Here is a 23,450-nt window from a genome sequence, read left to right on the forward strand (position 1 = left end):
TTGTGAGTTCATATTTATGTCAACAATTATCGTTATAGGTTTGTTCATTAGCTTGTCATTGCTGCTTTTCACAAAGAAGGCACTTCTCCTCGTCAGTGTTTCTGGTACCAGTATGGTGCCCTCCTTACAGCCTCGTGATCGTGTGGTCGCAATTCGCGTCTTTAAACAACGCTTAATACAGCGACAGAGCATAGTTATCTGCGACTTGTCCAACGTTGCATCGATTCCTTTCCCTAAGCCGGTGCATGTCATAAAACGGGTTATAGCATTACCTGGAGATGAATACAGGGTAAGGGTGGAGGAAATCGATCCTCTTGTACCACTATTATCAATTTTAGAAACCTGTGGGGAATATTACATTCTAAAATTACCTCCATCGCACCTATTTCTGAGTGCTGATGGTAAAGGTTCTGATTCTAGACATTGGGGTCCAATCCCCTACAATGCAGTAATTGGATTGGTGTTGCTCCGAATTCCTCGACGCCAAAAAGAAACAGACAATTAGTATAAAAATGACTGCAAATTTATCCACGGATTTCCGTATCTTTATTCGTATGGCAGCATTCGTGTCTAGAATAGCTCCAGTGCTATCTTTTGGGGTTATTGTTATCAAGCTATTTCAAGGTATTCTGCCGGTAGCGACAGCTTGGATTTGGAAAACTCTGTTTGATGTGTTAGTGGAGTTCCTTCAGACAAACACAAATAGGGAAGATGCATTACGAAGTTTTCTGCCACTACTCATTGGTTATGTGATAATTTCGTTAGTTATAGTTGCACTCGGTATTATCAGTAATTATTTCCAAATGGAACTGGCTCGCCAAGTATCAACTAAATCTCAAGTGATTATTCTTACAAAGCTGACAGAGTTTGACAGCCTAGCTCATTTCGAAAATCCCAGTTTGTATAACAATATAACAATGGCGACGAGAGGTGCTCAGAATGTCTCCAACCAGCTGTTGATCGGTTTGTTCGGTTTACTTGAGGCAACAGTCACTATCGTTAGTTTCTTCTGGTTATTGTTTCTTTTCAACACTGTTTTACTTCTTGGTGTCGTACTTAGTGTGCTTCCGAGTATTTTTCTTTACGCTAGATTCTCTAGTCGAAAACACGAAATCTTCCGAAGTAATATTTTCAAACAACGTCGAGCAGCGTATTTGATGAGTTTGTTGTCGGACAACACATATATTAAAGAAGTACTGTTCTATGGTCTGGGACAGTATTTCTTGAGCAAGTTTATATCGTTAAATAGTGAATTTCAAAATCAGCTAAGTAAGCTTGACCGCATCGAAGCTGTGACACACCTTGTTCTCGAGATCGTTTCGAGCATTGTCATGTTACTTGTGACCGGATTTGTAGTCATTCAAGCTTTGGCACGCGCAATTACCGTTGGAGATATTGGTTTCTATCTTAATGCATTTAACGGGGTGAGGAAGTCTTTAGAAAACATAATGGTCAGTTTTGTTACACTACGAGAAACCGGATTGTATTTCAGAGAATTTGAGGACTTACTATCGCGGCCCTCTGCAAAACTGGTTTTGCTTCCACCGAAGAAATCTATTAGAAGGCTACAAGTCGGAATTGAGTTCAAAAATGTATCATTTCGATATTCAGAAGATCAACCTTGGATATTGAGAGACCTAAACCTATCAATTCCTCAAGGGAAATCAGTTGCACTTGTTGGAGAAAATGGTGCCGGAAAATCCACAATTGTCAAGTTGCTTGCGCGGTTGTATGAGCCCACTGAAGGAGTAATTTGTTGGGATGGAATTGATATCCGACATTTTGATCCGGTAGACATTCGTACGCGGATGGCAGCTATCTTTCAGGACTATGTACGCTTCGATTTGTCCCTAAAAGAAAACATTGCCGTTGGGAATATAAAAGAGGTAGAGGATTTTAAATTAGTCACACAAGTCGCGACAAAAGTAGGCTTGGAAAAACTACTTACCACGCTTCCCAATGGGTACAACACAATTTTGAGCCGCTGGCTAAATGAGGACGGATTGAGCACTGATCTGTCTGGTGGGCAATGGCAAAAGGTTGCGTTGGCTCGGATGATGATGCGGGAAAGCGATGTGATTGTTTTGGACGAGCCTACATCGGCTTTAGATATCGAATCAGAGAAGGAATTGTACGAATTAATGAGGTTATACAGCAACGGGAAATCTAGTCTGTATATTTCGCACCGGATGAGCACTATCCGCTTTGCTGACATAATCGCAGTTATTGAAAACGGTCGAATTGCAGAATATGGCTCCCATCAAGAACTGGTCGCCCAAGGAGGAATATACTCCAAATTACAGGAAATATCTGAAGAAATATTTAAAATATAAGAATTAATGTAAACTAACGTTTTTACAGAATGTTAAGATTTGAACAGAGACTGACGTGGAGAATCTGTGGCTCAAGGAGATTTTATGATATAATCATGCGTTATAAATATAAAAAATTAAATATTTTATGGCTATGTTTTTTCACTCGATTAGATTACCACTACTCGCACACTGTGTATCTACTCTCTTCGTGGTTGGCCATCTCACGAGAACTCTCTTTTTTAATGGCGGTAAAAGTTTTCCAATAGCACAATTTAGTGATTATATGCTAGCAGTTACCTTTTTCAGTCTTCTAAACGTAATTTGGTGGTATAGTCTAACGATCTTTTTGACTTTCTGCTTCTCAGTTTGGTACATCAAGAGAGCACCAATGCTGCATCAAGTTACAAAAGTAATATTTAATAATATTATACTTGCAGTTCCCATAGGAATAGCTATTCCCCTAATTTTTATTTTCTATGTAATACTGCACTTGAAGTTAAAGAATCTTGTCTAGTCAATTTATTTCAGAGTACAGCTGTATCTCTTGTGGGAGTTACATAGTCATGAGTAGAGTGACTAATTAGGCGGATTCATTTCTTCACCCAACTACATAACTCCCATTTCCTCAGTTAGAACAGTCCGACATCTCTGGCTGCCTCAGAGATGAATGCAGGATTTGGTGAAGACGAATGACCTACGGCATCTGCAATCATGCGACCTAATCTACGCTGTGTTTGATCGTCAGGGTTGTCCGAAATTGCGTTGGAGGTGAGAGGATGTACGCGCTGGTCGACCGCAGAAATGAAGTCCTCGAATTGTACATTATACTTCTGCATGTAGTAACCAAACACGACATTTCCAAGTCCTGACATATCCATGAAGTGAGGGGGACTCTCTCCATCTCGCTCTGCCACCTGATAGAACACATTAGTACATACAAACTGCGTTTGTATCTGGTTTGTAAGGAACTTGCGCAGCCTCTCAATTTCGCCTTGAACCGATATGATATCAGGTAGAAAATAATCGACCACTGCGCTAAGCCTATCTGATTCGGGCATACTGTCTAGCCAAAGTTGAAATCGGACAATTTCATCGGCTATAATCTCAGCCCCATTACGGATAACACAGTTGATTCCATCGACGCTTACACTCACCTGTAGATTATATGTGTGCTGAAAAGGAGAATACAACAACTGAACATTGTGTTCTGGACGAAAAGTTAGCGTTGCAGTTGAAACTGGCGAAGCAGGAGTATGGGAGATAATGATCGCCGTTGCAGTGGCTTGCGGGAAAGTAGTGAAGCAATCCGCCTGATCCTGCCGTACCCACCCCGTTCCGCCTGATGGATCGCCAACAGCAGCGCGGCTAATGTTCCACCATATGTAGTTATCCCCGCTGCGAAGGCCCCCAACTACCACAACTTGCCAATTTGATACCGTAAGAGTTGTTTGGATAGGGTAGGATAGTCCTGAGCCCGTACGAATCTCCGTTCCTATACATAGATAGACTGTGTTGTTTAGTGCCCATAGATTAGGAATATGCGTCGGCTGTGCAGCTGATGTTGGTTGGGGCGGCGCAGGAGTTGGAGTTGGGCGCTCACATGGTTCGCCTCCATAACCAACAGGTGCAGTGCCAGAATGACCAAACATATCCCAGAGCCACTGTCGCTGCTCTTGAGTAAGATTCTGCGGAGTATACCCTCCTGCTACTATCCCGCTTGGGCCATTCCCGGATGGGCAGATTCGCAGTAATGGTCCATTAGGGCACCCATGTCCGCCATATCCAACGGGGGCGATGCCGTTTCCACCTCCACCACTTTCCCGAAATTCGTTCCACAACCACTGCCGTTGATCTTGTGTCAAATCTTGCGGTGTGTATCCTCCAGGTCGTATGCCGGATGGTCCGACGTTTCCGCGCGTGCAGACCATTGCGAAGAAGTTGCTTTCAGCTGATCCGTAATCAGTGCCGCACGGTTGCCCTCCATATCCGACTGGAGCGATACCGGGATTTCCAAATGCATTAAACAGCCACTGTCGTTCATCTTGAGTAAGACGAAATGGCGGATAGCCGCCAGCACGAATTCCATTAGGCCCGGTGCCTCCCGGACATGGAGGCAGTGCGCTGACAGTTGCTGGTAGGGTGGGCGCGGTAATTGCTGTGGCCGTGGGGAGGGCGGTTGGCGTACGGGATGCTGTAGGAAACGTAGTAATGGTAGCAGTTGGAATTGATGATGAATATACAACTATGCTGTAAATATCAACCGTAAACTGGCTTCCATACCAAAACCGTGCCTGAAGAGTTCCCACAGGTTGTGTCAGATTCAGATAGTTACCGTTTTCCTGAAACTGGTTCAGGGGAATGTCAACTGTTTGAACTCCATTCAATCCGTTTCGACCATAATTCGAGAGGCTAATATATCGCCATCCATTTTGGTTAAAGATTAGCGCACTCGCGTCGCCGCCCAATGCATTTAGCCCATTCAAATTGTAGGTAACACGAAGCATGTCTTTCGCCATCAAAACATTCGCTGGAATGCTTTGATACTGTTGACTATCTCCATTGTTCCCCTGCAACCGCCATGCTTGTGTCAGGAGTTCAACGCCGCCCGGCGGGAGAGGTGGAATAACGACACTTGTCGTCGGTGTAATTGTCGGTGCCTGAGTTGGGATGGTGGTCGCCGTGGGCTGCGGTGTCAAAGTCGGCACATTTGTCGGGATTATCGTAGCGGTGGGAATTGGCGTTAGGGTTGGAAGCGGAGTGGCTGTTGGCGCAACAGGAACACTACAGGCTTGAATACTGTAAATCGTGACCGTGAATGAGCTTCCATACCAAAATCGAGTATGAAGCGTTCCAACCGGTTGGCTCAGATCTAGGAAGTTACCTCCCTCAGCAAACTGATTGAGAGGAACATCAACTGTCTGAACGCAATTTAACCCATTTTGTCCATAGTTAGACAAGCTAATGTATCGCCAGCCATTCTGATCCACGATAAGGGCCGCGGCATCACCCCCCAGAGCCATCAATCCACCAAGATCGTACGTTATTCGCACAAATTCTCTGCCGAAGAGGGCATCAGAAGGAATTGACTGATAAGCTTCTGATGCGCCATTGTTTCCGGAAATTTGCCACGGTTGAGGTAACAATTCGATACAAGTTTCGGTCTGAGCATGAGAAGGGAGTGACGGAACTACAACGAAGACAAATACAACGAGGAGCAGGTGTGCAATTCGGGCACGGTTCATGAGACGACTCTTCACTTTCTTTTGTCGAAAACGAGTCTGGTGGGAGAATTTCCTAAGGAGAGCGAGGCGATATCAATATAGCTGGACCACTGTTGGATTAGATGTTAAGGGGGCGAAACCGAAAAATGTCTCTTTGTGAGACTACATGAAAAACCGGGGTCAAGCGTATCAATTGTTAAGGTGCTTGGCCACTTACAACGAGAGACGGGAGTGCGAGGAAACAACGAAGTCAATAGATGAAGTTTTTGCTTCATCTATGAATGATTATAATATTGACTCGGCTAGAAAAAGTTAACAGTATATGAGAGTCACTCTGAGCGTGTAGGGGGGTTCTCTATAGGCGTTATTTGGTAGAAGCATCTGCGGGAAACGGTATGATGATATTTCTCTAGTTTCTTACTTAGCCGAGTAACAACAAGGACGAGACTCTCCTTACCTTTCTTGTCATCTTCGTTTACACCAAAATATGATCGCAGGTCGCCGACTTCTACACCCTCAACACCATTTGCGAGGAATAACTTCAATGCGCTCTCAAACTTTGTATCTTCATGAATCCCACGCGGCTTGTTTTTGATTTCGTCAATTACTGCCGTTATCGCTGCTTGTGTTTCCTCTGGTAGCGGTTCTGAAGTTCCATCATTTGCTATCGATAGTGCTTCACTCGCTTCCAAAATAAGTTGACGTTTGTCTTCCTCTCCTAGTTGTTCAAAATTTGATAAGAACGCATGCAGCAAGCGCCTTGTACTGTCAATCTGTGGTTGTTTCGGGTTCGGTTCGATAGATTCGCGCCACTCTACGTTCATAGCATAGCTGGCGAGATTATGGGTAGGGGTAATCTCACTATAAGATATAATATCACTATTATAATTATATTTCAAACTAAGTGGTATTTTGGGTTGGGCATGTATGGTTGGAAACGAACTGTCTGCGAAAGTTGCGGTCAAGAGCCTTTGTGCTCGCCTAGCTTCTTGGACCATATCCCACCGCAGAGCGTATTCTCGGGCAATGCGGTAACACACGACAGCTCGTTCTAGGTCACCCTTTGCCTGCTTATGATAATCTCCCCACGTTATCATCAACGCGATATACTCTGGAGCTTTGAAGTAACGCTGCTCACAAATGCTAGAGGCTTGGGCTAAATACTCAAACGCATTCTCGTAACGTCTCTCTGCAAATGCAATTTCCCCAAGTAAGCGCAAAGCCAATGATAGTTGCCGTGGATGATCTTTCAGTGCAACTAAATTTCTCTCCAATATAACTTTTGCTAGGATTAAGGGTTCAAGCTCTGCCGTGTTCTGACCTTGAAGGCAGAGAGTCCAGGCATGAAAAACCTCCGCTTGCAACTTTGGAAGTGCGTCATACAGTTTCTGAGCCATTGAACCGGACGAATGAATGAGCTCAAGGCTTTGAGAGTAAAATCCTTGGCGGGCATACAAATGACCGAGATCACGCAGTACTTGGATGTGTCGGAGATACACATCACTCGCGATTTCCCCAACAAAGGTGTGGCTTTCGATAAGTCTCTTTGCTTCACTCAAGTGTTTTTCCGCGATGGAGTAATCCCCATTAACTGTGTAGTTCCACCCTAAACGCGCAAGTAGACCAATTATGCTCACCCTCATATTCTGCTTTCGCGCGTGCGCGAGTGCACGTTCACAGAAATCTATCTGCTCGAATTTTCGTCCTGTGTCTCCCAAAAATGTAGTGATACGTTCAACGATTCGCACTGCCGTTACGGGCTGGTGGATAAAACTCCATTCCAGTGCCGCATAAATATTGGTTAGGTTGGCTTCGAGCTTTTCCCGGCTTTGTGGTCTTCCTTTGCCAGACTCCTCGCCATATCCGGCATCACCGGCTCGGACTACCAAGTCGAGGCAGGCCGCCGCTTTCTTTTCAGGATCTGTTGGAAAGTCCTCTATGTATTCCGAGAGATCTCAGTGGGTTGTAACAACGAATCACGTGTGATTTGCTCGTTGGAGTAGGTTAATTGCGCAGTTGAGAGTGTATCGATAAGGGTGTTGGTGCCAGATACAGTGTGCTTGGAATCAACTGCTACACTCTGTTTACCTCGGATTCCTTTAGTCACGGATACTCTCCAATACCCCACAAACCGTGTCAAGTAACCTATTATGTTACCCAGTATGCGCCAGTCCAGAAAAAATTGGAATGGCTCGAGAAATATCAACGATCTTGTGCCATCTGCGTTTGCGTTGTTGGTCTCTTCACTTATGAACTGGGACGGTAATTAGCTTGGGTGAGCCGCAAGCTGTAGTTATCCGTCCCCACAGGTTTTCCTTTGAGCGTAAGTGAAAAGACATAAGTTTCAAAGGTTTACGGGTTAGGATTAGTTTCGGTCCTTGTTTCCCTCCATATATGCTGAGGTTTCCAAGCCAGTATTTGAAAGACGCCAAAAGAGGACGAGGCATGAGGCTTAGAAGATTCCAAGGTTGATCCTTCATAGTTCGATGTTATAACATCGAACTATGCCAACACCTGAATACCCTAACGCCTCCGATTTATCAGAAGATGACACACATACCACCAGATTTACCTTTCTACAGAGGCAGATCGAGGTCGTTGATGAAAATGAAAATTCTATGGAACGTACTTTCAGACGGGAGGCACTACTCGAAGAATTAGATGAGCTTAGCGCCGAATCTAGTTGAAATTTCTTGATGTGTGGCCCAATTTTCTATTTTATTGATGACCGTAGTCGATCAACTGCTCTCGCAGAGCGCCTTTCAGGGTGTTTCTTTTTTTCATATACTCTCCCCTTTTTAGACCCAAAGCGTTCTGACCTTGTTGAAATCGAACTTCGTCAAGAATATCTTGCATGACTGCGTACGTTTCCCGATAATCGGCGTCACTCTCATACTGATACAAGACAACATTGACAGCCTTGGTAAGGTCAAACTGGAAATCAAGCCGATCTGTCCATCTTTGTGTTCCGTGAACCGCCGAGTGCCCCATGATTTTTCCATGGCTATCGATTAACAGTGTTCCCTCATTGGCGCGAACTTCTTGTGATTTCTGTCGCCAGTTCGATACGCTATAAATTGCTGCTGTGACAATATTGGCAGCAGATTAGGTCAGGAGATTGCGATTTTTTAGCCATTTTTTGTACAGCCCCAGAAATGCCTGTTGTTTGGCATCTGCCAACACCTCAGAATGATACTTGCGATAGAAGACCGTGTGAAACATGGGTTCCACCCGACGAAAATCCCGCTCAAAGAAATGAGCTAGGCGCGCAGGCAAGAGCGGTGGATGAGCGAGTCTGTCGAGTTGTTCCAGTGTTCCTGCCAGTAAAAAGGTTGGAAAAACGGCATTATCCCCCTCTACCTTGACCGGGAGATGGTGATTTTCGACCGTAGTTCTCTGCTCTACATTGAGGTTCCTTTTCAGCTTTGACCATTGAGCGCGCTGGTTGTCGAAGTGTTCCAAAAGCTTCACTTTTGTATCCACTTCGGTGATGGTTGTTTGCGTGATCGGCTTTGGGAGTTCCCAGACCGTGCGGCCTGTTTGATTGGCGCGGGGTAGAACCTGAGCGGCGGCAAGCCGAACTACCTCACAGGTGACAGGCAAGGATTGCGAACCGTTTTGGGGAACTGGGGATGTGTAACCATTGTATGCTAGCGCTCGCCGTTCAAACGGCTTGATGCAGAATGTGGGATTGTGAGGGGATTTATCCCTCTCCATTCCCCTCCTGAAAAATGTTAGTGATGAGCGCCGATAAAGACAATTTCATACTTGAAGAATTACTACCGTAGCGAACACCACTGTCGTTTGTCAAGCTCATCCATATTGATGTGACGCTCTTTTTCTTGTCTCAAGGAAAAGATGAGGAATATGTTACGTTGCTTTCATAAACCGATAATTATAGAAAAACAAAATTTCAGGAAATTGATCTAGAGACCTGAAGTGTCTACACCGAGACGTTTCTGCCCTCAGTTAAGTTTTCCTCAGCGGCATCCAGATGATAGTTACCGGCCAGTCCATGCGCTTTTGTCGATGTATTCGGTGATGATTGCGGATACATCACGATTGTGCCGTGTGTGTTATCGGCGCAGATGTTGAAAAAGTGTTTGATATTGTAGTCAATGATTGCGAGTAGTCTCACAAGCTGTAAATGTATAGCACTTGCCTAGTTTAATCTGCCTTCACCTAAATGGCGGACCACAATATCCTTTTAAGAAGGTTCTTTATCTCTTACTTGATCTGCAATAGATCTTTCGCGATATTTTTCCGAGCCCTCCTTCGCAGTCGATTGATTTCTAATCCAGCTCTATGCATGATCACTGATACTTGATCGTCCAATTCTTTGAATCGCTCGCCTTGATCCTGTCCACTTGTAACCTGTTTCCACGCATCTTGAAATAGTTTGTCCAGTTCGCTCAGACACTCCATAAGTACTATGGATTCCGAAGTTTCAGCCTCGAACCGGGCTCGAGCGCTTTCAGCTCCTAGCTGCCACAGGTCGCGTAACATCTCTTGGACGAGGGTTTTGGGGTTAACAAAAGGATTAGACATGCTGTTTGTAAGAGCTTTGATCTTATATATATGAGACTCTATGAGGTGGAGACTTTGCATCTCATCCTCGTAAATTTCCCTTATAAGCTCTTTTCTTCTTTCGGCATACCTCTCAATCTTGAGCCGACGGTTGGTAAATATGGTAACAAGTACTGCGGTTCCAAGTGCAATTAACCCTCCAAGAAGTGTTCCAACAGCTTGTACTAATGCGGGTTGTATATTTGGTGGCATTTGATTGTGCTTTCAGGAATGTTATGTTAATATATATGGTCATATGGTTAAAGAAACAATACAGTATGAGCACGCATATTGCCAAAACAAGCAAAATTTCCCGCAGACCTTCAATGCGTTAAACAAATATGTTTCGCAAACATTCGCCTCTGAATTACATGCGCTCGGCACAAGCAAACTTCTAGTACACACCTTCGCCATGTCGATTATTGCTGTTCATCTGCACAGAACACCATATGATGTTGTTTCGTTGCTAAATGAACACGGTCGTGAATTAGTTGATGACTTTGATTATGTTCTCATCCAAGCTGGAAATCTCGTTGGCGAGGAACTGTTTTACGGCCAACTGAACGAAAGAATACGCGATTTTGTTGAGCATCACAACTATGAAGTCATGAACAGCACTAAAATTTAACGATCTGGTAATTTTTCAAACTTATACGAATATATCGTCCCTGTGACAAGTTGGTGGAAATTTCTTCTGCTCTAATGTGAGGCTGATGCCTTTGTAAATAGCACGTAAAGATTGATTTGCTTGTATTAAATAATTCTTATTGGAAGTATTGGCGCTAAAGGATAAATCCATTGCAAGCTTCGAATATTCTGGAATGGCTTCCTCAGATAAGGCTGTGATTCTTTTAACTGCAATATCGACTTTGGTATTGGAGAGCCTAACAGCCATACCAAATCTACTCAAAGTATTGAATATAAGCCCGACATATCCAGTCATAATGTTTGCAAGTTCTTTTGCAGCGATTAATCTTGGACTGGGATCATGTGTGCTTGCGAGACTTAGATCAGCTAATGGCGAAAGTAATCCGTCACCCACCGGCATCAGTTTGCGACCTTCAGTCCAAACTGCAAACGCTGCCTCTCTAGCAGCTTTGTACCAATTTATCTTCTTTCCGACTTCACGTCCGCATTCAAACGCACTATTAAGATATAAACTAATATTTTCGGTTTCTACGTTACGATTAGAAGTACTAGGGGCACTCAGTTTATCAATTGAGTTAAGTATTTGGTCGATATCATGTATCCAGAGGCGTATTTCGTTCGAGACTGCCATAACTGCATCTTGCTCAGTGGGGCAGGTAGCTAATATCGCAAGTTGTTCTGAAGTTGCCTTAGAATATAGAATGGCAAGCTGCCTTACTATTTCTAGATCGGTTGGATCGATCTCCGAACTAGTCTTAAAAGCTCCGTATAGCTTGTGTTCGGGCAAGGGGAATTCTATACGCGTCGTTGCGACGTAAGCTTCGTAATCTCGTTGCGGTGCATCATCATTGACAACCACACCAACGGCATCAAAGAATGCATTCCGGCGAACAATATCGTCTAGATAGTAGACACCGAACGGTGTATTCGAAGGAGGATCGCTCGGCGAAGGACGAGCATAGCCTATCTGACCATATCGATAAGCTGTATGTTTTATTCCCCAGTAATGTGAACCTCGGTAGACTGATGGAAGACGTTGTAACGCTTCCCAATGGCGTAGTATAGCAGCTACGGACTTATTCAATCGGTAAAGGGTGACTCCTGTCGCTGATTCAGAATTAAACTGTTGCGTATGAAAGCCAAGTTCAATTAGTAGAATTGCGTCTTTCGGTGTTTGATCGAGGATTCCGAATTGTGTTCGATGCATTTTCCGATAGCCCACCCGAAGTGTTAGTTATATTATGTTTTTCTCGCCTGATTATAGCAGAAACTGCTAATCCATACGCACGGATTCTTTTACGGGCAGTCTCGGAAGCTATACTATAACGTCGTGACAATAAACCGTCTTTCTCCATAGTTCGCGGTTTAAGGATGCCTTCATCTATGAGAGCATCCATGGCAATACTGGCAATCTGGCAGTCTGCAAAGCCAAGACGAGCTTGAATTTCTGACGATGTTAGCCCTCGTGCAATAATCTTCTCTGTATCCAAACCCTCTTCTTCTAGTTGAACCATCCAAAGCCCAAGTTTTTCGATAAGTGCTTGCTCTGGACTAACCAATGACTCTTCAGCAAATTTCGCCATGCACTCGCCATATCCCTTGATTGTTTCTCGCCTAACTCTAAAGAGACTGTGAGGTAACCTGAGTTGGGAGTGGGAATACTCGGTACTTTCCAAGGCCGCTAATATGTGATTAACGATTTCGAGCAAATCAGATTCCCGAGTCATACTAAAGATCTGTTGACTTTGGATCGAAACGTTTATACGTCGCCAATCCACCGAAAAGCCCAAATTGTCAATTTGCGTTAGAAAATCTCTCAAAAGTAATACAGCGCCTAGCACAGAATATAATCTAAAGATACGAAAGGGAGAATCGAAACGAAGTCCATACAACTTCTCGACATCTAGAGTCTTTTCTACAGACTTTTCATTTTGTGCAAGTACATAATCCATTGAGCGCAAAATATCTGTAATATCCAATGATGTGTTGACATCGACTTGCGGATAGAACAGTGGCAGAATTCTAAGTTGATGATTGTTTTCATCCAGCAAACACCGGATTTTTGACTCGCCATCGGCGTATACGCCGTTAGGGAGCCAGCCATTATCGGTTGCTTGTACACTATCAATTGTGAAGCGCCGAATAGTATCTATTGCACTTGGGATCACTATTAGATTCGGCACGCGCAAAAGTGTATGGGCTAGACTAATTACCTCTTCTGGTAAAAGGTTGAATTCCCACATCGGAGGGTCATCGGAACGAACAAAGACGGACTTAAGAAAGTACTCTATGAGGGTTTCTTTTGCCCAAATATACTGGTTCGAGGGAAGTTCCAAATAACCCTTAATAACTAATCCACTTTTATGCTCAAAATCATTCCTCACAATAAATGCTGCAAATGAGGTTCGACAGTTGAAGCGTTGTTCAATCTTTGTAGCCAAATCCAGTAGCGTCTGCCCAGAGTTTACAGATGCGTCTACGACTAGGATTCTTTTCCCATTTAGAGCGGCGGGCTCAATGTTATCGAGGGTTGTAGAAGGCAATATTCTATGCTGCCCATTGGGATATTGCATTGGTGAAACAAAGAGCGCCATTCCCTCGCTCTCGATTGGGACAAAAAAGTCGTAGTCGGAATCCAAACAAGCCCGTACAAAAAGTGGGAGATATTGGAGGACTAATTCGCGTGTTTCAATCGGGGACAGAAAATTGTAGCTCCCCGATTGTGCGGCGGCAGTTATGTTAAGTTCAATGTTATCCATCGTTCCCCTACTACAATCACAGGGTTTGTTTCTCTAGATTATATTATCAACGTTCCGAAACGCACAAATAATAATATGGTTCAATTCTATCCGAATTCACATCTGTGATGCTAATTTTGAGAAAAACGATCCATACTGATGGTTTTGGTCAAAATTTCCACTATTCTCTACATTATCTTCGGTTCTTTAGCGGTAAAACAAAATATGGGTATAGAACGCTACATTACGAACACTGTTTTGTTTACCACGTTAATCCCAACGTAGGGTTGCCCTCGAGAGGCGAGAAACCCTGCATTTCCCTGGTTCCCTCTCGCTCACTTCGGCAGGTGAAGAAGTAAAGAGCGCGTTCCTCTTGTGTACAGACACGCACTAGGGCAAGTCCTACGCGGGTAGTGTCCACTGTAAACGAAGTGCTAGACTTTTTCTAACTCAGCCGTTCGAAACAACCCAACTGCCTCTTCCTGCCCTCCGCGCAGCCAGATCGGCGTCTGAAGGACGGTCTGAGCCGTCAACTGGGATAATGTCGTGAAGTAAAAGAGACGGGCGTCTGGTCCGGTGGCGACTTCGGCATTGCGTTTGAGATTGGAGAGGCGTCGGTCCCCGGTCGTCACAAACAATATTCGCCCGGACGTGTACCCAAACCGCTTCTTATAGGCTTCGCTCCGCAGGTAGGCCACGAGCGGAAGGAGTTTGTCCCGCGCAATGCGCGGTTGATCCTCAGTACTCAAATCCACTTCCAAGAGAAATTTGCCGGAATACTCCCCTTGCGAAATAACCATATAGGCATCGGGTCGCACAAAACGCGACGCGGAGCGTCCGTTTGCCAGGGTATAGGTTACTCGGTCGGGGTGCGCCCAGAACTCGGTTGAGGGAATCCACTCGTCAATGGCGAAGTCAGGATTGCCGTGACACGCCTGCACAAAAGCAATGCGCACGTCATTGAGGGTCAAGTCGTGTTCCAACTGTCCCCAACGCGGCTCTTTGCGCCAGGCAAATTCTGCAAGCGGTTGGCCCGATAGCCCGGCCACATACGCCGCTCCCCGCTCCCCTAACCAATACACGCCGCGGGTGAGGGCGGCCCGCTGTTTCCGCGTCGGGCGTTTCAAGTATCCATGCTGACAGAGTAACCGGGTGCGCAGCTGCATCTGCGAGTCGCCGGTGAAAAAGAGCGCCTTAATCTGCGTATCGGCCAGGATTCCGTCATAGGCGTGCACGGCTTCCAGAATGCGTCTATCGCGGTCTGTAAGGCGCATAGACGGGATCATTTCACCGTCACCCGCCTCTTTGACCGGTGCGGACGTTTCCGCCCCGTCTGGGGCATCGTAGGCGTAGAGGGGTGTCGTCCGGGGTTCCAACATACCCTCCACCCTAGCAGGTTACGGGCGCCCTCTGCAAGCCTAGGCGTTTACGTCAATGAGCGGAAGGGCTTCCTTGCTGCCTAACCGTTCCCAAACAGGTGCCGTCAGACACGTCTTAGGTGACAAGGCCGTAAACGTCGTGAACCAATACTTTCGGTCGCCGCCGACTTTCTCAACCACACGTTTTAAGTGCGCAAGCCGCTTGGGCGAACTGGTGACGATCAGGATGCGCAAGCTTTTGGCGTTAAACCGCGCCTGATACTGGCCACTCGCCACATACGCTTCATACACCGCAATCTGCGGCGCGAACTTAGCGAGCGCTTCGGTGCCGCGGTCGACTTCCAGGAAAAAGCGTGACGTGCCGAGCGGGGTGGACAGGACAAAGTACCCGTCCGGGAAGACCGGCTTTTTGCGGGTTCTGCCCCGCCGATCTTTGAGTGCGACGTAATCCGGGTGCGCCCGAAAGACCGTTTCATCCCACCACGTATCCAGCGTAAAGCCATGGGTCTGGCAGGCGACGGCGACCGATACGCGCACATCGTTAATCTTGAGCAGGTGCTCGATAAACTTCCACGAAAAGCCGCGCCGCTTGGGGAGGCGCAAGTCGCCCTCATCATAACCGCAGGTGTCCACCAAAAGCTGCGCTCCCCGCTTCCCCAATGTGTAGAGGGCTTCCGTGCTTCCGGCCGCGTCCCCAAAGAGCGTGGGATACTGCCGGTTGAGGTACTCGTGCTGAAACAGAAGCGCCAGCCGGTATTGGGCTGTCGACCGTGAACCGAAAAAGAGCTGCTGCAGCTGATGGGTAAAGAGCGCGCGGTGGTCATTCACTGCTTTGATCACGTCTTTATCACGCTCGGTCAACCGCATTGGCGGGCGTTCCCCTTCGACTTCACGCGCGTGGCGCGAGAGCCGGTTGCGCTTTTCCGCGGTCATTCGTAATCCCCAAGGTCGCTCTTGGCCGGTTTCTCGTGAGGCGGTGTGGGCGGTGGTTCTGGCGGTGTATAGCGACGCGTCAGCCACGCGCGCACCTCGGTTTTGGGAACAAACCCGTCGCCCGTCACCGTCTCGGGCCGTGGGAACGGGGTACCCCGTCCAGTGGGATTGGGGCGGGTGTCGACGACAAATGCCGGGAGGGTTTTACCCTGCGCGCGGGTCTTGACCATCATGCGATGGGTGCCGATGTTAAGCAGCACCCGGCGGTCATGCTCTGGTTCGAGATACGGCGCAAAGGTCGGGATATCCTGCTCGCCGAGTTCAAACAAAAACTGCGTGCCGACATTCCCTAAAATCCCGTGGAGCGTATCACTCGGCAGCTGATCGAGGAATTGGTTGGCTAAGGTCAAGGACAACCCGAACTTGCGCGCCTGCGCAAACATGTCAGGAATGGGAGTCGAGATAATCCGCTCCACCTCATCCACATACAGGTAAAAGCGGGGCGCTCCCCCATCCGGCAGATAGCCCAACCGTTCGCTCGCAAGATAAAAGCCCGCGAGGAAAATTGCGCCTAAGCCGCCCACTTCACTCCGAATGGCGTCACCCGACAGGTTGATCAAAACAACCTTGTTCTCAGCAATTAGGGATTGGAAATTGAGCATGGTTGGGTGACAGGTCATGTTTTCGAGCGAACGATTGCCCAGGAAGGCACCCGTGCGGTTGAGGATGGGCTGCGCCAGTTCATCGCGCTGCCCCTGCGACTTGCTCCCAAATTCCCGCCAGTACCGGGAGACGGCGATCGAGCCCTCATCATGATCGTCAATCAGGGCAATGAGCTTCGTTCGATAGGCTTGATCGGTAAAGAGCCGTTCAATATCGAGGGGCGTCGCTTCCGGATCGCAGAGCAGGGCTTGCAGGACGTTGCGCATGACAAAATCCATCCGCCCTTCACGCCAGATGCCTTCGTAGATTTTGCGCATTACCCAGTACAAGTAATTAAAGGCTGTGGCAAATGAGATCCCCTTGGGGATGCGGAAGGGATTAAGCGGCACCGGATAATCCGTGCGCCCGCACTCAAGGAGTACGACATCATCTGCGCGCTCCTTCGGGATGCCGTGCAGTAACAAGTGATCCACCAGTTGGCCATGGGGGTCAATGACGGCGACACCCCGTCCGGCGGCGATATCCTGCACGACGAGGTTTTCAATCAGGGTACTTTTGCCTGTGCCCGTTTTCCCGGTGATGTAGTGGTGAAACACCCGGTCACGCGGATGGAGAAAGACCGGTGTTTTGGCCCCGCGCTGGCTGACATCGCCGATCAAGAGCCGGTCATCCTGCCCTTCAACGCCGACGACCGCTGGCGGCACGGGCGACTCAGCCCACGCAATCTTTTCGCCGGTATACGTTTCATCCGGGACATGCCAGAGGGTAGCAATTTCTGCGGGCGATAACACCGACAGCAAGCGCCTCCATTCCGGTTGATAGGCTTGGACCATGGCGGTCAAGAGCGTTTCAAACCAGGCGATACTCGCGGCCCCCTCATCCTCAACCGCCCGCTTCAAGTTGGGCGAACCAACGAGGGTAATCCCGTTATACTGGGGCAGCCTGACCTGCAGCACATCATGCGCAATCTGCGCCAATTCATCCAGGCGCTTGGCGTCCTGACTTTCGAGCGTCACCGCTAGAAATGTGTGGTAGAGCGGGCTGCCGAGCTTGGCGTTCAGCAGCCGGACATCAAAGCCTGAGAGCGGATCATCTTTGTCCTGGATAATCCCCGACGTCGGTTTGACTGTGCCCTTAATGAGTCGCTGTCCGGCCCGATCCCCCGCTTCGGGGGAGGCCGTCAACGACAACAGTTGGTAGAGCACCCGCTCTTCGCGATTGGGGTCGAGATAATCCATTCGGCGCGTCAGTGTCGGGAGATGATCGCCCGCTTTCCCCTGACCAAAAAACGGGAGAGGGGCGGCGAATTCATTGGTTAAACCAAAAAGGAGGAGATGCCGGTAGAAAGGATATTGCCGGGGCGTGAGCGTATTGGGGTCAACAACTTCGACCTGGGCGCCGGGAAAATGCGTGCGCAGGTGGTCAAAAATGATCTGCGGTGGATAGCGGCCTTCATAGTCAACGACTTGCCAAACCGTCAGCTTCCCATCAGCCACAATCTCAAACGATAATCGCGGACAGCCACGCAAGACGGCTTCCAGGAATTGAACGGTATTCCCCGGTTCCAGCGGAGCGCGCGCCGGATAGAGGTGATAGGCGCGCGGTTCATCGATGATCTGGGGGTATGAAAACGCGTGTTTGACCTCCGTCCGCGGAATAATCTGTGGACGGTCTTCCGCTTCCCAAGACACTTTCATCGACTTCAAATCCTGCGCCGCTGCCTTGAGGTCATCGAGGTTGCCCAGTTTCTTGGGTTTGAAGCTGCCCAGATCGACTTTTGGCAGTTTCGCGCGCGACCAGTCCACTTTCGGCGCGCGCTCCAGAAGACTCGAAACATGGGTCGGGTCATCGGGGGCCGCCGGGGTATACGCCGCGGGTTTGGGGATGAGGGCCTTAATGAGGGCAGCAACCCCCATGCCCGTTAAGACAATCGACCAGGAGACAAAATCTGCAATCGCTGCATCATCATCCGTGTAATAGCGCCGCCGCATCCGCTGCCCCTTTCACTCCAATGCCTAGTTTTATGGAACTCGATTTTTACAGTTTGCGCAAGTACGATCCAGATAGATACGGTTTCAAAGTACGGTAATCGAAAACGGAGCCGAAGCGGCAGGCGCACCGACGTTGTGGTGAGGGGAAATGTTCTCGTGGGTGAAGTTGAGGTAGATGTGACAAAATGCGTCGTGAATGGCGCATAAAGGCGGGGCGAATATCCGCGCATGAAACGCCTCTGCTTGCATAGGGTACAGCGCACGCTGATGGGATTGTCAGTCGTGACACGCAGCACCTTTTGCCCCGCCGCCAGTTTGAGGGTATCCCCATCCTCTCCCCTCCTGAAGCCGTGAGCTTTCTTGAAAGCCAAGAAAAACGCGCCGCCTAATCCCCCACTTCGAGCGCAGCAAATTCGCCGCCGCGCGGAGGGCGCAGCCCGACTGCCAAAAATTAGCAAGCCGCTAGGCTTGCGCCGCTGACGGAGGCTGTCAAGCCGATGGAAGGCACTCCCGGTGCGAGTCGCCGTTGGGCAGTCGGAAGACTGAACAGAGTGAGGACTTGGGGTGTTCAACCCAAGGCACCACGGAGGGGACGAACGCGGGAGCGGAATTTTTGGCAGTCGGGCTGGAAGACGAGCCAACGGCAAGACGACAGACCGACGCGCGGGTGGCACTCGGAGTGAGGGGGTGGGCTGAGAGGGGCGAGTTCAGCCCGCCACCGCGGGCTAAAACGAGCGCCGAACGAAGACCCTCGCCGACGAGGGACACATCAGGCGACAGCCGCTCCCCTCGCCTGTCCCCACACGCTGACTGTGGGCAGGCCAAGGGGGTGTAGGAGTGGGGTTGACAATAGGCGGGACAAAGTTCAACACTTAAATTTGCTCCGCAAATTTCGTAGATTAAAAAATCTCTCGCTTAAGTTGCAATACGTGCTTAGATTTCTAAACGACGAAAGTGAACTCAAAAACGGCGCTTTGGCTGGTTTCAAGGCGCTTTTTTTGTGGCCTTAAAACGTTCCGGCTATTCTTTTTTCTCTAGCAGCGACCGGCTCTTGAGCGTTCCGTTCGGGCTTCCCCTAGACGGTAACACCTGCCATGGTGTCGTCCGCATCTCATACTGACTCAAGAGGCTTCAATCACAGTATGAACACAGGGAGTTTAGATCGTCAAGAGGCGCTAAAAGCGTTCGAACGAACACCTGAACGGGTGCGCGCACGTCCGTTCGTGCGTTCGAACGCACGAACGGACGTTCACTTCTGATCCTTGAGGGCTTCGTCGAGGAGAGTTCGCATAACAAAGCCTTTGGTGACATGCTTCCCTTTTTCTTTGCGCCAACGGAAGGTGAGATCATCAATTGCTTCAGCCTGGTCATCGAATATATCGTAGGTATAGCGGTGATAAGCCCGACTTTTCGGAGCCGCTGAGGGTACAGGCGTTCGTTCGGGCAGCCGTTCGTTCGTGCTATCGTTCGGACGCTCGTTCGTTCGGGCGGTCGATTGAACGGGCGATGAGGTGTTCGTTCGTGTATCCGTTCGTTCGTTCGGTTGAACGGGTGGGCGTTCGTAAACCGGCTGGGGCAGAGAGGGGGGAGTTTGCATCACTTCCTCACGGTTTGAGAGAGTAAAGAAAGGGCTGTCGGCGAGTCCGGATTTCTTCATCGCTTGATGACCTCCTGCACCAACGCCTTGTAGGCGAGGGCTCCGCCGCTGCGGGGAGCCCGGTTAAATATGTGGGTATGCCGTGAATGAGCCTCCTCCAGGGAAACATTTCTAGGAATGACGGTCTGAAAAACTAGATCGCCAAAAAATGAGCGTAATTGCGCCTCCACATCTTTGGAGACATTGGTGTAATCGGCAAAGGTACACAAGACTCCGAGTATCCGCAGCGAGGGATTGAGGTTCGTCTGTTTGACCATCGCAATCGTTTCCTGAAGCTGGACCAAGCCGGTCAAAGCAAAAAACGCGGTGGAGACGGGGATGATCAAGGCATCACTGGCGACAAACGAATTGATGGTGAGCAGCCCGAGGGAGGGGGGATTGTCGATAATGATGTGGTCATAATTCCCTTCGATCTCGTCGACCGCGCGTTTTAACCGCGCGCTCCGATTATCGAGGGCCTGCGCGAGCTCCAGATCGGCACTGGAGAGGCGAATGTGGGACGGGACAAAGGCTAGATTGGTCTGTTCCGTGGGTCGAACCACGGTCGGCAGGGACGCAAACTTCATCAGCACGTTAAACAACGTTTTTTCCGGCTCAAGTTCCACCTCAGGATGAATGAAAACCTGGGTGGTATTCGATTGGGGATCGGCATCGATCAGCAGGACTTTGTAGCCTTCGATGGCGAGTCCGGCTGCGAGGTTGATGGCAGTCGTCGTTTTCGCCACGCCGCCCTTTTGATTGACTACAGAAATGACCATAAGTGTTATTTCCTGCTCTTCACATACTCGGTGATGACGAGTCTGAGGAGTGCAGAGAGTGCGATATTCCGGGATACGGCCAGTGCCTGGAGTTCAAGTTTGAGCGCGCGCGGCACGTAAAACTTGATGAGGTCTTCGTTGGTATGGCGTTTGTGTGGTTCTTGGGTCATAGACGGGACTGAGGCAGTACCAGAACCATCATAACCATACTGAGAGGGGGAGTGTCAATAAGGGAAAGGAGCAGATATGTTGCAGAATATATTTCGATGTTGTAACATTGATGCGTATGCAACCGTCCATCCGCACCACCATGAATTTCAGTCCGGCCTTTCATGACAAACTCAAACGGGTGGCTGATGACATTGGAAAACCGATGGGGCAAGTGATAGAAGACTATCTCCATCCCGTGATTGATGAGCTGCAAACCAAACGCCGTCGGGCTGTGTTTGACGGGTTACGAGAGCTCGAGGGCATGATCCAAGAACCGGCCACAGATGCCTCGACCACTATAGATGAATACTTATACGGGTGGGGGCGAGACGAAACGGAGGCAGGTGAGTGAACGGGCCACCTTTCTAGTGGATAGCGATGCCTTCATTGGCCTATTTATTGCCACCGACGTCCATCATGCCCGAGTAAAAACAGCATTGAGCGTCATCGACCAAAAAGGGGAACTGCTAGCGACTACGAATTTTGTGGTGGCCGAAACAGCTACCCTCATCAGTCGGCGCTACGCCCATGCCCTCGCTTGTCGCTTTGTGACTTTCCTTCAGGAGTCAGAGTTTCAGGTGATTGACATCGGTGACTACCTGCGTGAGCAAGCGCAAACCTTGTTTATCGAGCAAACCTTGGAGAAGGTGAGTCTGATTGACTGCGCCAATGTCGCCGTTGTGCGTTACTTTGGATGGCAAGGCATCGTGAGCTTTGACAAATTCTATACACGCTTCGGGATAAATTTGGCCGGGTAAGAGAAGAACGGGAGATTAAGACTCAGGAAGGTTCCTCAAAAAGGTTTTACAAGCGCCTCTAGGTAAATTACATACAAACCCTATTTCATCCGTTTTTAGACCTACTACAGTGTCTCAAAACGGTCAATCCAAAAGAAGTCTGGCGAGGTTTTTGATCGCCCCCTTGAAATATCCATCTTCTCCGTATTTATCTTCCGTTCCAAGCACTAACCACGAAAAGCACGGGCTTCTTCCTGTTACCGGTGGTGCAGTTTAGGATGTGAGGGGCGTTGGTTTTTTGATCTTTCTCACTCTGTCAACAAGTTTCCGCGCATGCTCCGGGCTGCTCGCAAGGAGCGCAGCTTGCAAGAGAATTTCAGGATCGGTTTGATCCTCGATAAGCCCCGCGATAACTGCATCTTTCACTGGGTCACTTCCTAGTTGACTAGTCTGTTTGTCCAACAATTGGAGAACATACTGTTTTTCTTTTTCAGCGTACCTCTGCCCTTCACGTTCAAGTGAAGTGACATTGACATACCCGATAATGCCAATCAAGGCTATAGCGCCCACGAGTCCAACCAGGTTTGCGTTGCGAACGAATAGTTCAACATCCCTGTAAGTTCTCCCTGCGTTCAAAAGTTCAAATATGACAATTGCTCCCATTGCTGGAATTAAGGGCAACGCGAGGATAAGGAGGGACAGAATACGGGACGCAAGACCTTCAATCGCTGTCCCTATGGATTTGGTGATGCCATGCTTATACGTTTCTTCCCAGTCCCATAATGCAACTTGTTCCGTAGTTTTAAGTTGTGTTTGAACAATGGCTTCCATTTTGGGCCTAAGTTTATAGTTCACGTAGCGCCCATACCGCTTGATTTGAGAATGTAGGTAAACCTGGACAAAGACCAGCGCGTAAAAGATAACGGGAAGAGCAAGTAAGAACGTTCCTTGCACCTGCACTTGAGGTTGAGTCAGCTGATCACCAAAGAACGCAATGGCGGCACCCGCTAAACCATAGGCAATCGCCACCAGCTGATACTGCAACTTAGCAAACTCTGAAATGTGGGAGGTGGCATGGTCATATGAGGCGATGAGAGCGCCGATAAGTGCCTCGCTCTCAGGTCTTCGATGTCTCGGTGCTGCATCATCTAGGTCGATCATGTTTGACACCGTCTGATATACTATGTGTATATATGAAAGAATGGTTTCAGCGTTTATTTTCGCGCAAAGACGCGAAAATGCCGACTAATCACGATACTTTTACAGAATTAGATAACCCCGAAAAAGATTTTTGGTTACGATACACGCGGCTCAAAATAGAAGCGGAGCGCAAGAAGAAAGACGGTGGTGACGCGCAACTTGAACAAGAGACAAAAGAGCTGATTGCTGGGACGATGGGCTACATTCGGATAAACATGAAGGTGAGAAAAAGTGATATTCCGCGTGTGCTTGGCGTAGCTAGGGAAGACTATGAACTGGCAGAAGCCGGCGTTCTCGAGGATGAAAAGTTTAGTGTTCTGCTCGACAAGTGGCTTGATGTTTTAGGATACGAAAAGAACGATTTTCTAGCGCGAGCGGAGCAGGGAGCAAGAACTATAATTCAGCATAAAAAAGCAAACCGTTAACGAAACTTG

At 48.4% G+C, this 23,450-nt stretch carries 20 protein-coding genes; 6 read left to right on the forward strand and 14 right to left on the reverse strand.

Annotation, left to right across the window (positions count from 1 at the left end; all coding sequences use genetic code 11):
- Window positions 1-16: 16 nt before the first annotated feature.
- Both lepB and IPK17_RS31210 read left to right on the forward strand, forming a co-directional pair.
- Entirely contained in the window at window positions 17-505 is a 489-nt protein-coding gene (gene lepB, locus IPK17_RS40800) for a signal peptidase I (protein WP_350341668.1), read from the forward strand.
- Window positions 506-512: 7 nt separating this feature from the next.
- Window positions 513-2,333, forward strand: coding sequence for an ABC transporter ATP-binding protein (locus IPK17_RS31210; protein WP_343421642.1), 1,821 nt, complete (start codon window positions 513-515; stop codon window positions 2,331-2,333).
- Window positions 2,334-2,944: 611 nt separating this feature from the next.
- On the opposite strand, the gene IPK17_RS31215 is transcribed toward IPK17_RS31210, so the two are convergent.
- From IPK17_RS31215 to IPK17_RS31235, 5 genes are all read right to left on the reverse strand, one after another.
- Window positions 2,945-5,557, reverse strand: coding sequence for a hypothetical protein (locus IPK17_RS31215; protein WP_343421643.1), 2,613 nt, complete (start codon window positions 5,555-5,557; stop codon window positions 2,945-2,947).
- A gap of 308 nt (window positions 5,558-5,865) precedes the next feature.
- Complete coding sequence (locus IPK17_RS31220; RefSeq protein ID WP_343421644.1) at window positions 5,866-7,425, reverse strand: hypothetical protein; 1,560 nt, start codon at window positions 7,423-7,425, stop codon at window positions 5,866-5,868.
- 829 nt (window positions 7,426-8,254) lie between these two features.
- On the reverse strand, window positions 8,255-8,527 hold the full coding sequence (locus tag IPK17_RS31225; protein WP_343421645.1) for a hypothetical protein: 273 nt from the start codon (window positions 8,525-8,527) through the stop codon (window positions 8,255-8,257).
- A gap of 114 nt (window positions 8,528-8,641) precedes the next feature.
- Complete coding sequence (locus IPK17_RS31230; RefSeq protein ID WP_343421646.1) at window positions 8,642-9,253, reverse strand: hypothetical protein; 612 nt, start codon at window positions 9,251-9,253, stop codon at window positions 8,642-8,644.
- A gap of 510 nt (window positions 9,254-9,763) precedes the next feature.
- Window positions 9,764-10,315 (reverse strand): hypothetical protein, encoded by a 552-nt coding sequence (locus IPK17_RS31235; protein ID WP_343421647.1) that lies wholly within the window; start codon window positions 10,313-10,315, stop codon window positions 9,764-9,766.
- A gap of 43 nt (window positions 10,316-10,358) precedes the next feature.
- On the opposite strand from IPK17_RS31235, the gene IPK17_RS31240 reads away from it, so the two are divergent.
- Entirely contained in the window at window positions 10,359-10,730 is a 372-nt protein-coding gene (locus tag IPK17_RS31240) for a hypothetical protein (protein WP_343421648.1), read from the forward strand.
- Between the two features lie 21 nt (window positions 10,731-10,751).
- Here IPK17_RS31240 and IPK17_RS31245 read toward each other — a convergent pair whose 3' ends face one another.
- From IPK17_RS31245 to IPK17_RS31280, 8 genes are all read right to left on the reverse strand, one after another.
- Window positions 10,752-11,957 (reverse strand): hypothetical protein, encoded by a 1,206-nt coding sequence (locus IPK17_RS31245; protein ID WP_343421649.1) that lies wholly within the window; start codon window positions 11,955-11,957, stop codon window positions 10,752-10,754.
- Entirely contained in the window at window positions 11,896-13,509 is a 1,614-nt protein-coding gene (locus tag IPK17_RS31250; RefSeq protein ID WP_343421650.1) for a hypothetical protein, read from the reverse strand. Before IPK17_RS31250 ends, IPK17_RS31245 begins: the two co-directional genes overlap by 62 nt.
- Before the next feature lie 413 nt (window positions 13,510-13,922).
- Window positions 13,923-14,867 (reverse strand): replication-relaxation family protein, encoded by a 945-nt coding sequence (locus tag IPK17_RS31255; protein WP_343421651.1) that lies wholly within the window; start codon window positions 14,865-14,867, stop codon window positions 13,923-13,925.
- Window positions 14,868-14,906: 39 nt separating this feature from the next.
- Entirely contained in the window at window positions 14,907-15,800 is an 894-nt protein-coding gene (locus IPK17_RS31260) for a replication-relaxation family protein (RefSeq protein ID WP_343421652.1), read from the reverse strand.
- A complete protein-coding gene (locus IPK17_RS31265; protein WP_343421653.1) occupies window positions 15,797-18,454 on the reverse strand; it encodes a type IV secretory system conjugative DNA transfer family protein in 2,658 nt (885 codons plus the stop codon). The genes IPK17_RS31260 and IPK17_RS31265 overlap by 4 nt, the downstream gene beginning before the upstream one ends.
- Before the next feature lie 1,249 nt (window positions 18,455-19,703).
- Window positions 19,704-20,111, reverse strand: a complete 408-nt coding sequence (locus IPK17_RS31270) for a hypothetical protein (protein ID WP_343421654.1) — start codon at window positions 20,109-20,111, stop codon at window positions 19,704-19,706.
- Window positions 20,108-20,869, reverse strand: a complete 762-nt coding sequence (locus IPK17_RS31275) for a ParA family protein (RefSeq protein WP_343421655.1) — start codon at window positions 20,867-20,869, stop codon at window positions 20,108-20,110. Before IPK17_RS31275 ends, IPK17_RS31270 begins: the two co-directional genes overlap by 4 nt.
- A gap of 5 nt (window positions 20,870-20,874) precedes the next feature.
- Window positions 20,875-21,039, reverse strand: a complete 165-nt coding sequence (locus IPK17_RS31280; protein ID WP_343421656.1) for a hypothetical protein — start codon at window positions 21,037-21,039, stop codon at window positions 20,875-20,877.
- A gap of 116 nt (window positions 21,040-21,155) precedes the next feature.
- Here IPK17_RS31280 and IPK17_RS31285 point away from each other — a divergent pair, with 116 nt between their 5' ends.
- Entirely contained in the window at window positions 21,156-21,431 is a 276-nt protein-coding gene (locus IPK17_RS31285) for a hypothetical protein (protein ID WP_343421657.1), read from the forward strand.
- Window positions 21,424-21,837: a type II toxin-antitoxin system VapC family toxin gene (locus IPK17_RS31290; protein WP_343421658.1), complete on the forward strand. Its 414-nt coding sequence runs from the start codon at window positions 21,424-21,426 to the stop codon at window positions 21,835-21,837. The genes IPK17_RS31285 and IPK17_RS31290 overlap by 8 nt, the downstream gene beginning before the upstream one ends.
- Window positions 21,838-22,089: 252 nt before the next feature.
- Here the strand turns inward: IPK17_RS31290 and IPK17_RS31295 are convergent, their stop codons facing one another.
- Window positions 22,090-22,977 (reverse strand): hypothetical protein, encoded by an 888-nt coding sequence (locus IPK17_RS31295; protein WP_343421659.1) that lies wholly within the window; start codon window positions 22,975-22,977, stop codon window positions 22,090-22,092.
- A gap of 32 nt (window positions 22,978-23,009) precedes the next feature.
- On the opposite strand from IPK17_RS31295, the gene IPK17_RS31300 reads away from it, so the two are divergent.
- Entirely contained in the window at window positions 23,010-23,441 is a 432-nt protein-coding gene (locus IPK17_RS31300) for a hypothetical protein (RefSeq protein ID WP_343421660.1), read from the forward strand.
- Window positions 23,442-23,450 lie beyond the last annotated feature (9 nt).

The organism is Candidatus Flexifilum breve (assembly GCF_016713355.1).

Coding starts and splice junctions, on each gene's coding strand:
- lepB (WP_350341668.1), top strand. CDS start 17: ATGTCAACAATTATCGTTATAGGTTTGTTCATTAGCTTGTCATTGCTG.
- IPK17_RS31210 (WP_343421642.1), top strand. CDS start 513: ATGACTGCAAATTTATCCACGGATTTCCGTATCTTTATTCGTATGGCA.
- IPK17_RS31215 (WP_343421643.1), bottom strand. CDS start 5,557: ATGAACCGTGCCCGAATTGCACACCTGCTCCTCGTTGTATTTGTCTTC.
- IPK17_RS31225 (WP_343421645.1), bottom strand. CDS start 8,527: ATGGGGCACTCGGCGGTTCACGGAACACAAAGATGGACAGATCGGCTT.
- IPK17_RS31230 (WP_343421646.1), bottom strand. CDS start 9,253: ATGGAGAGGGATAAATCCCCTCACAATCCCACATTCTGCATCAAGCCG.
- IPK17_RS31235 (WP_343421647.1), bottom strand. CDS start 10,315: ATGCCACCAAATATACAACCCGCATTAGTACAAGCTGTTGGAACACTT.
- IPK17_RS31240 (WP_343421648.1), top strand. CDS start 10,359: ATGGTTAAAGAAACAATACAGTATGAGCACGCATATTGCCAAAACAAG.
- IPK17_RS31245 (WP_343421649.1), bottom strand. CDS start 11,957: ATGCATCGAACACAATTCGGAATCCTCGATCAAACACCGAAAGACGCA.
- IPK17_RS31250 (WP_343421650.1), bottom strand. CDS start 13,509: ATGGATAACATTGAACTTAACATAACTGCCGCCGCACAATCGGGGAGC.
- IPK17_RS31255 (WP_343421651.1), bottom strand. CDS start 14,867: ATGTTGGAACCCCGGACGACACCCCTCTACGCCTACGATGCCCCAGAC.
- IPK17_RS31260 (WP_343421652.1), bottom strand. CDS start 15,800: ATGACCGCGGAAAAGCGCAACCGGCTCTCGCGCCACGCGCGTGAAGTC.
- IPK17_RS31265 (WP_343421653.1), bottom strand. CDS start 18,454: ATGCGGCGGCGCTATTACACGGATGATGATGCAGCGATTGCAGATTTT.
- IPK17_RS31270 (WP_343421654.1), bottom strand. CDS start 20,111: ATGAAGAAATCCGGACTCGCCGACAGCCCTTTCTTTACTCTCTCAAAC.
- IPK17_RS31275 (WP_343421655.1), bottom strand. CDS start 20,869: ATGGTCATTTCTGTAGTCAATCAAAAGGGCGGCGTGGCGAAAACGACG.
- IPK17_RS31280 (WP_343421656.1), bottom strand. CDS start 21,039: ATGACCCAAGAACCACACAAACGCCATACCAACGAAGACCTCATCAAG.
- IPK17_RS31285 (WP_343421657.1), top strand. CDS start 21,156: ATGCAACCGTCCATCCGCACCACCATGAATTTCAGTCCGGCCTTTCAT.
- IPK17_RS31295 (WP_343421659.1), bottom strand. CDS start 22,977: ATGATCGACCTAGATGATGCAGCACCGAGACATCGAAGACCTGAGAGC.
- IPK17_RS31300 (WP_343421660.1), top strand. CDS start 23,010: ATGAAAGAATGGTTTCAGCGTTTATTTTCGCGCAAAGACGCGAAAATG.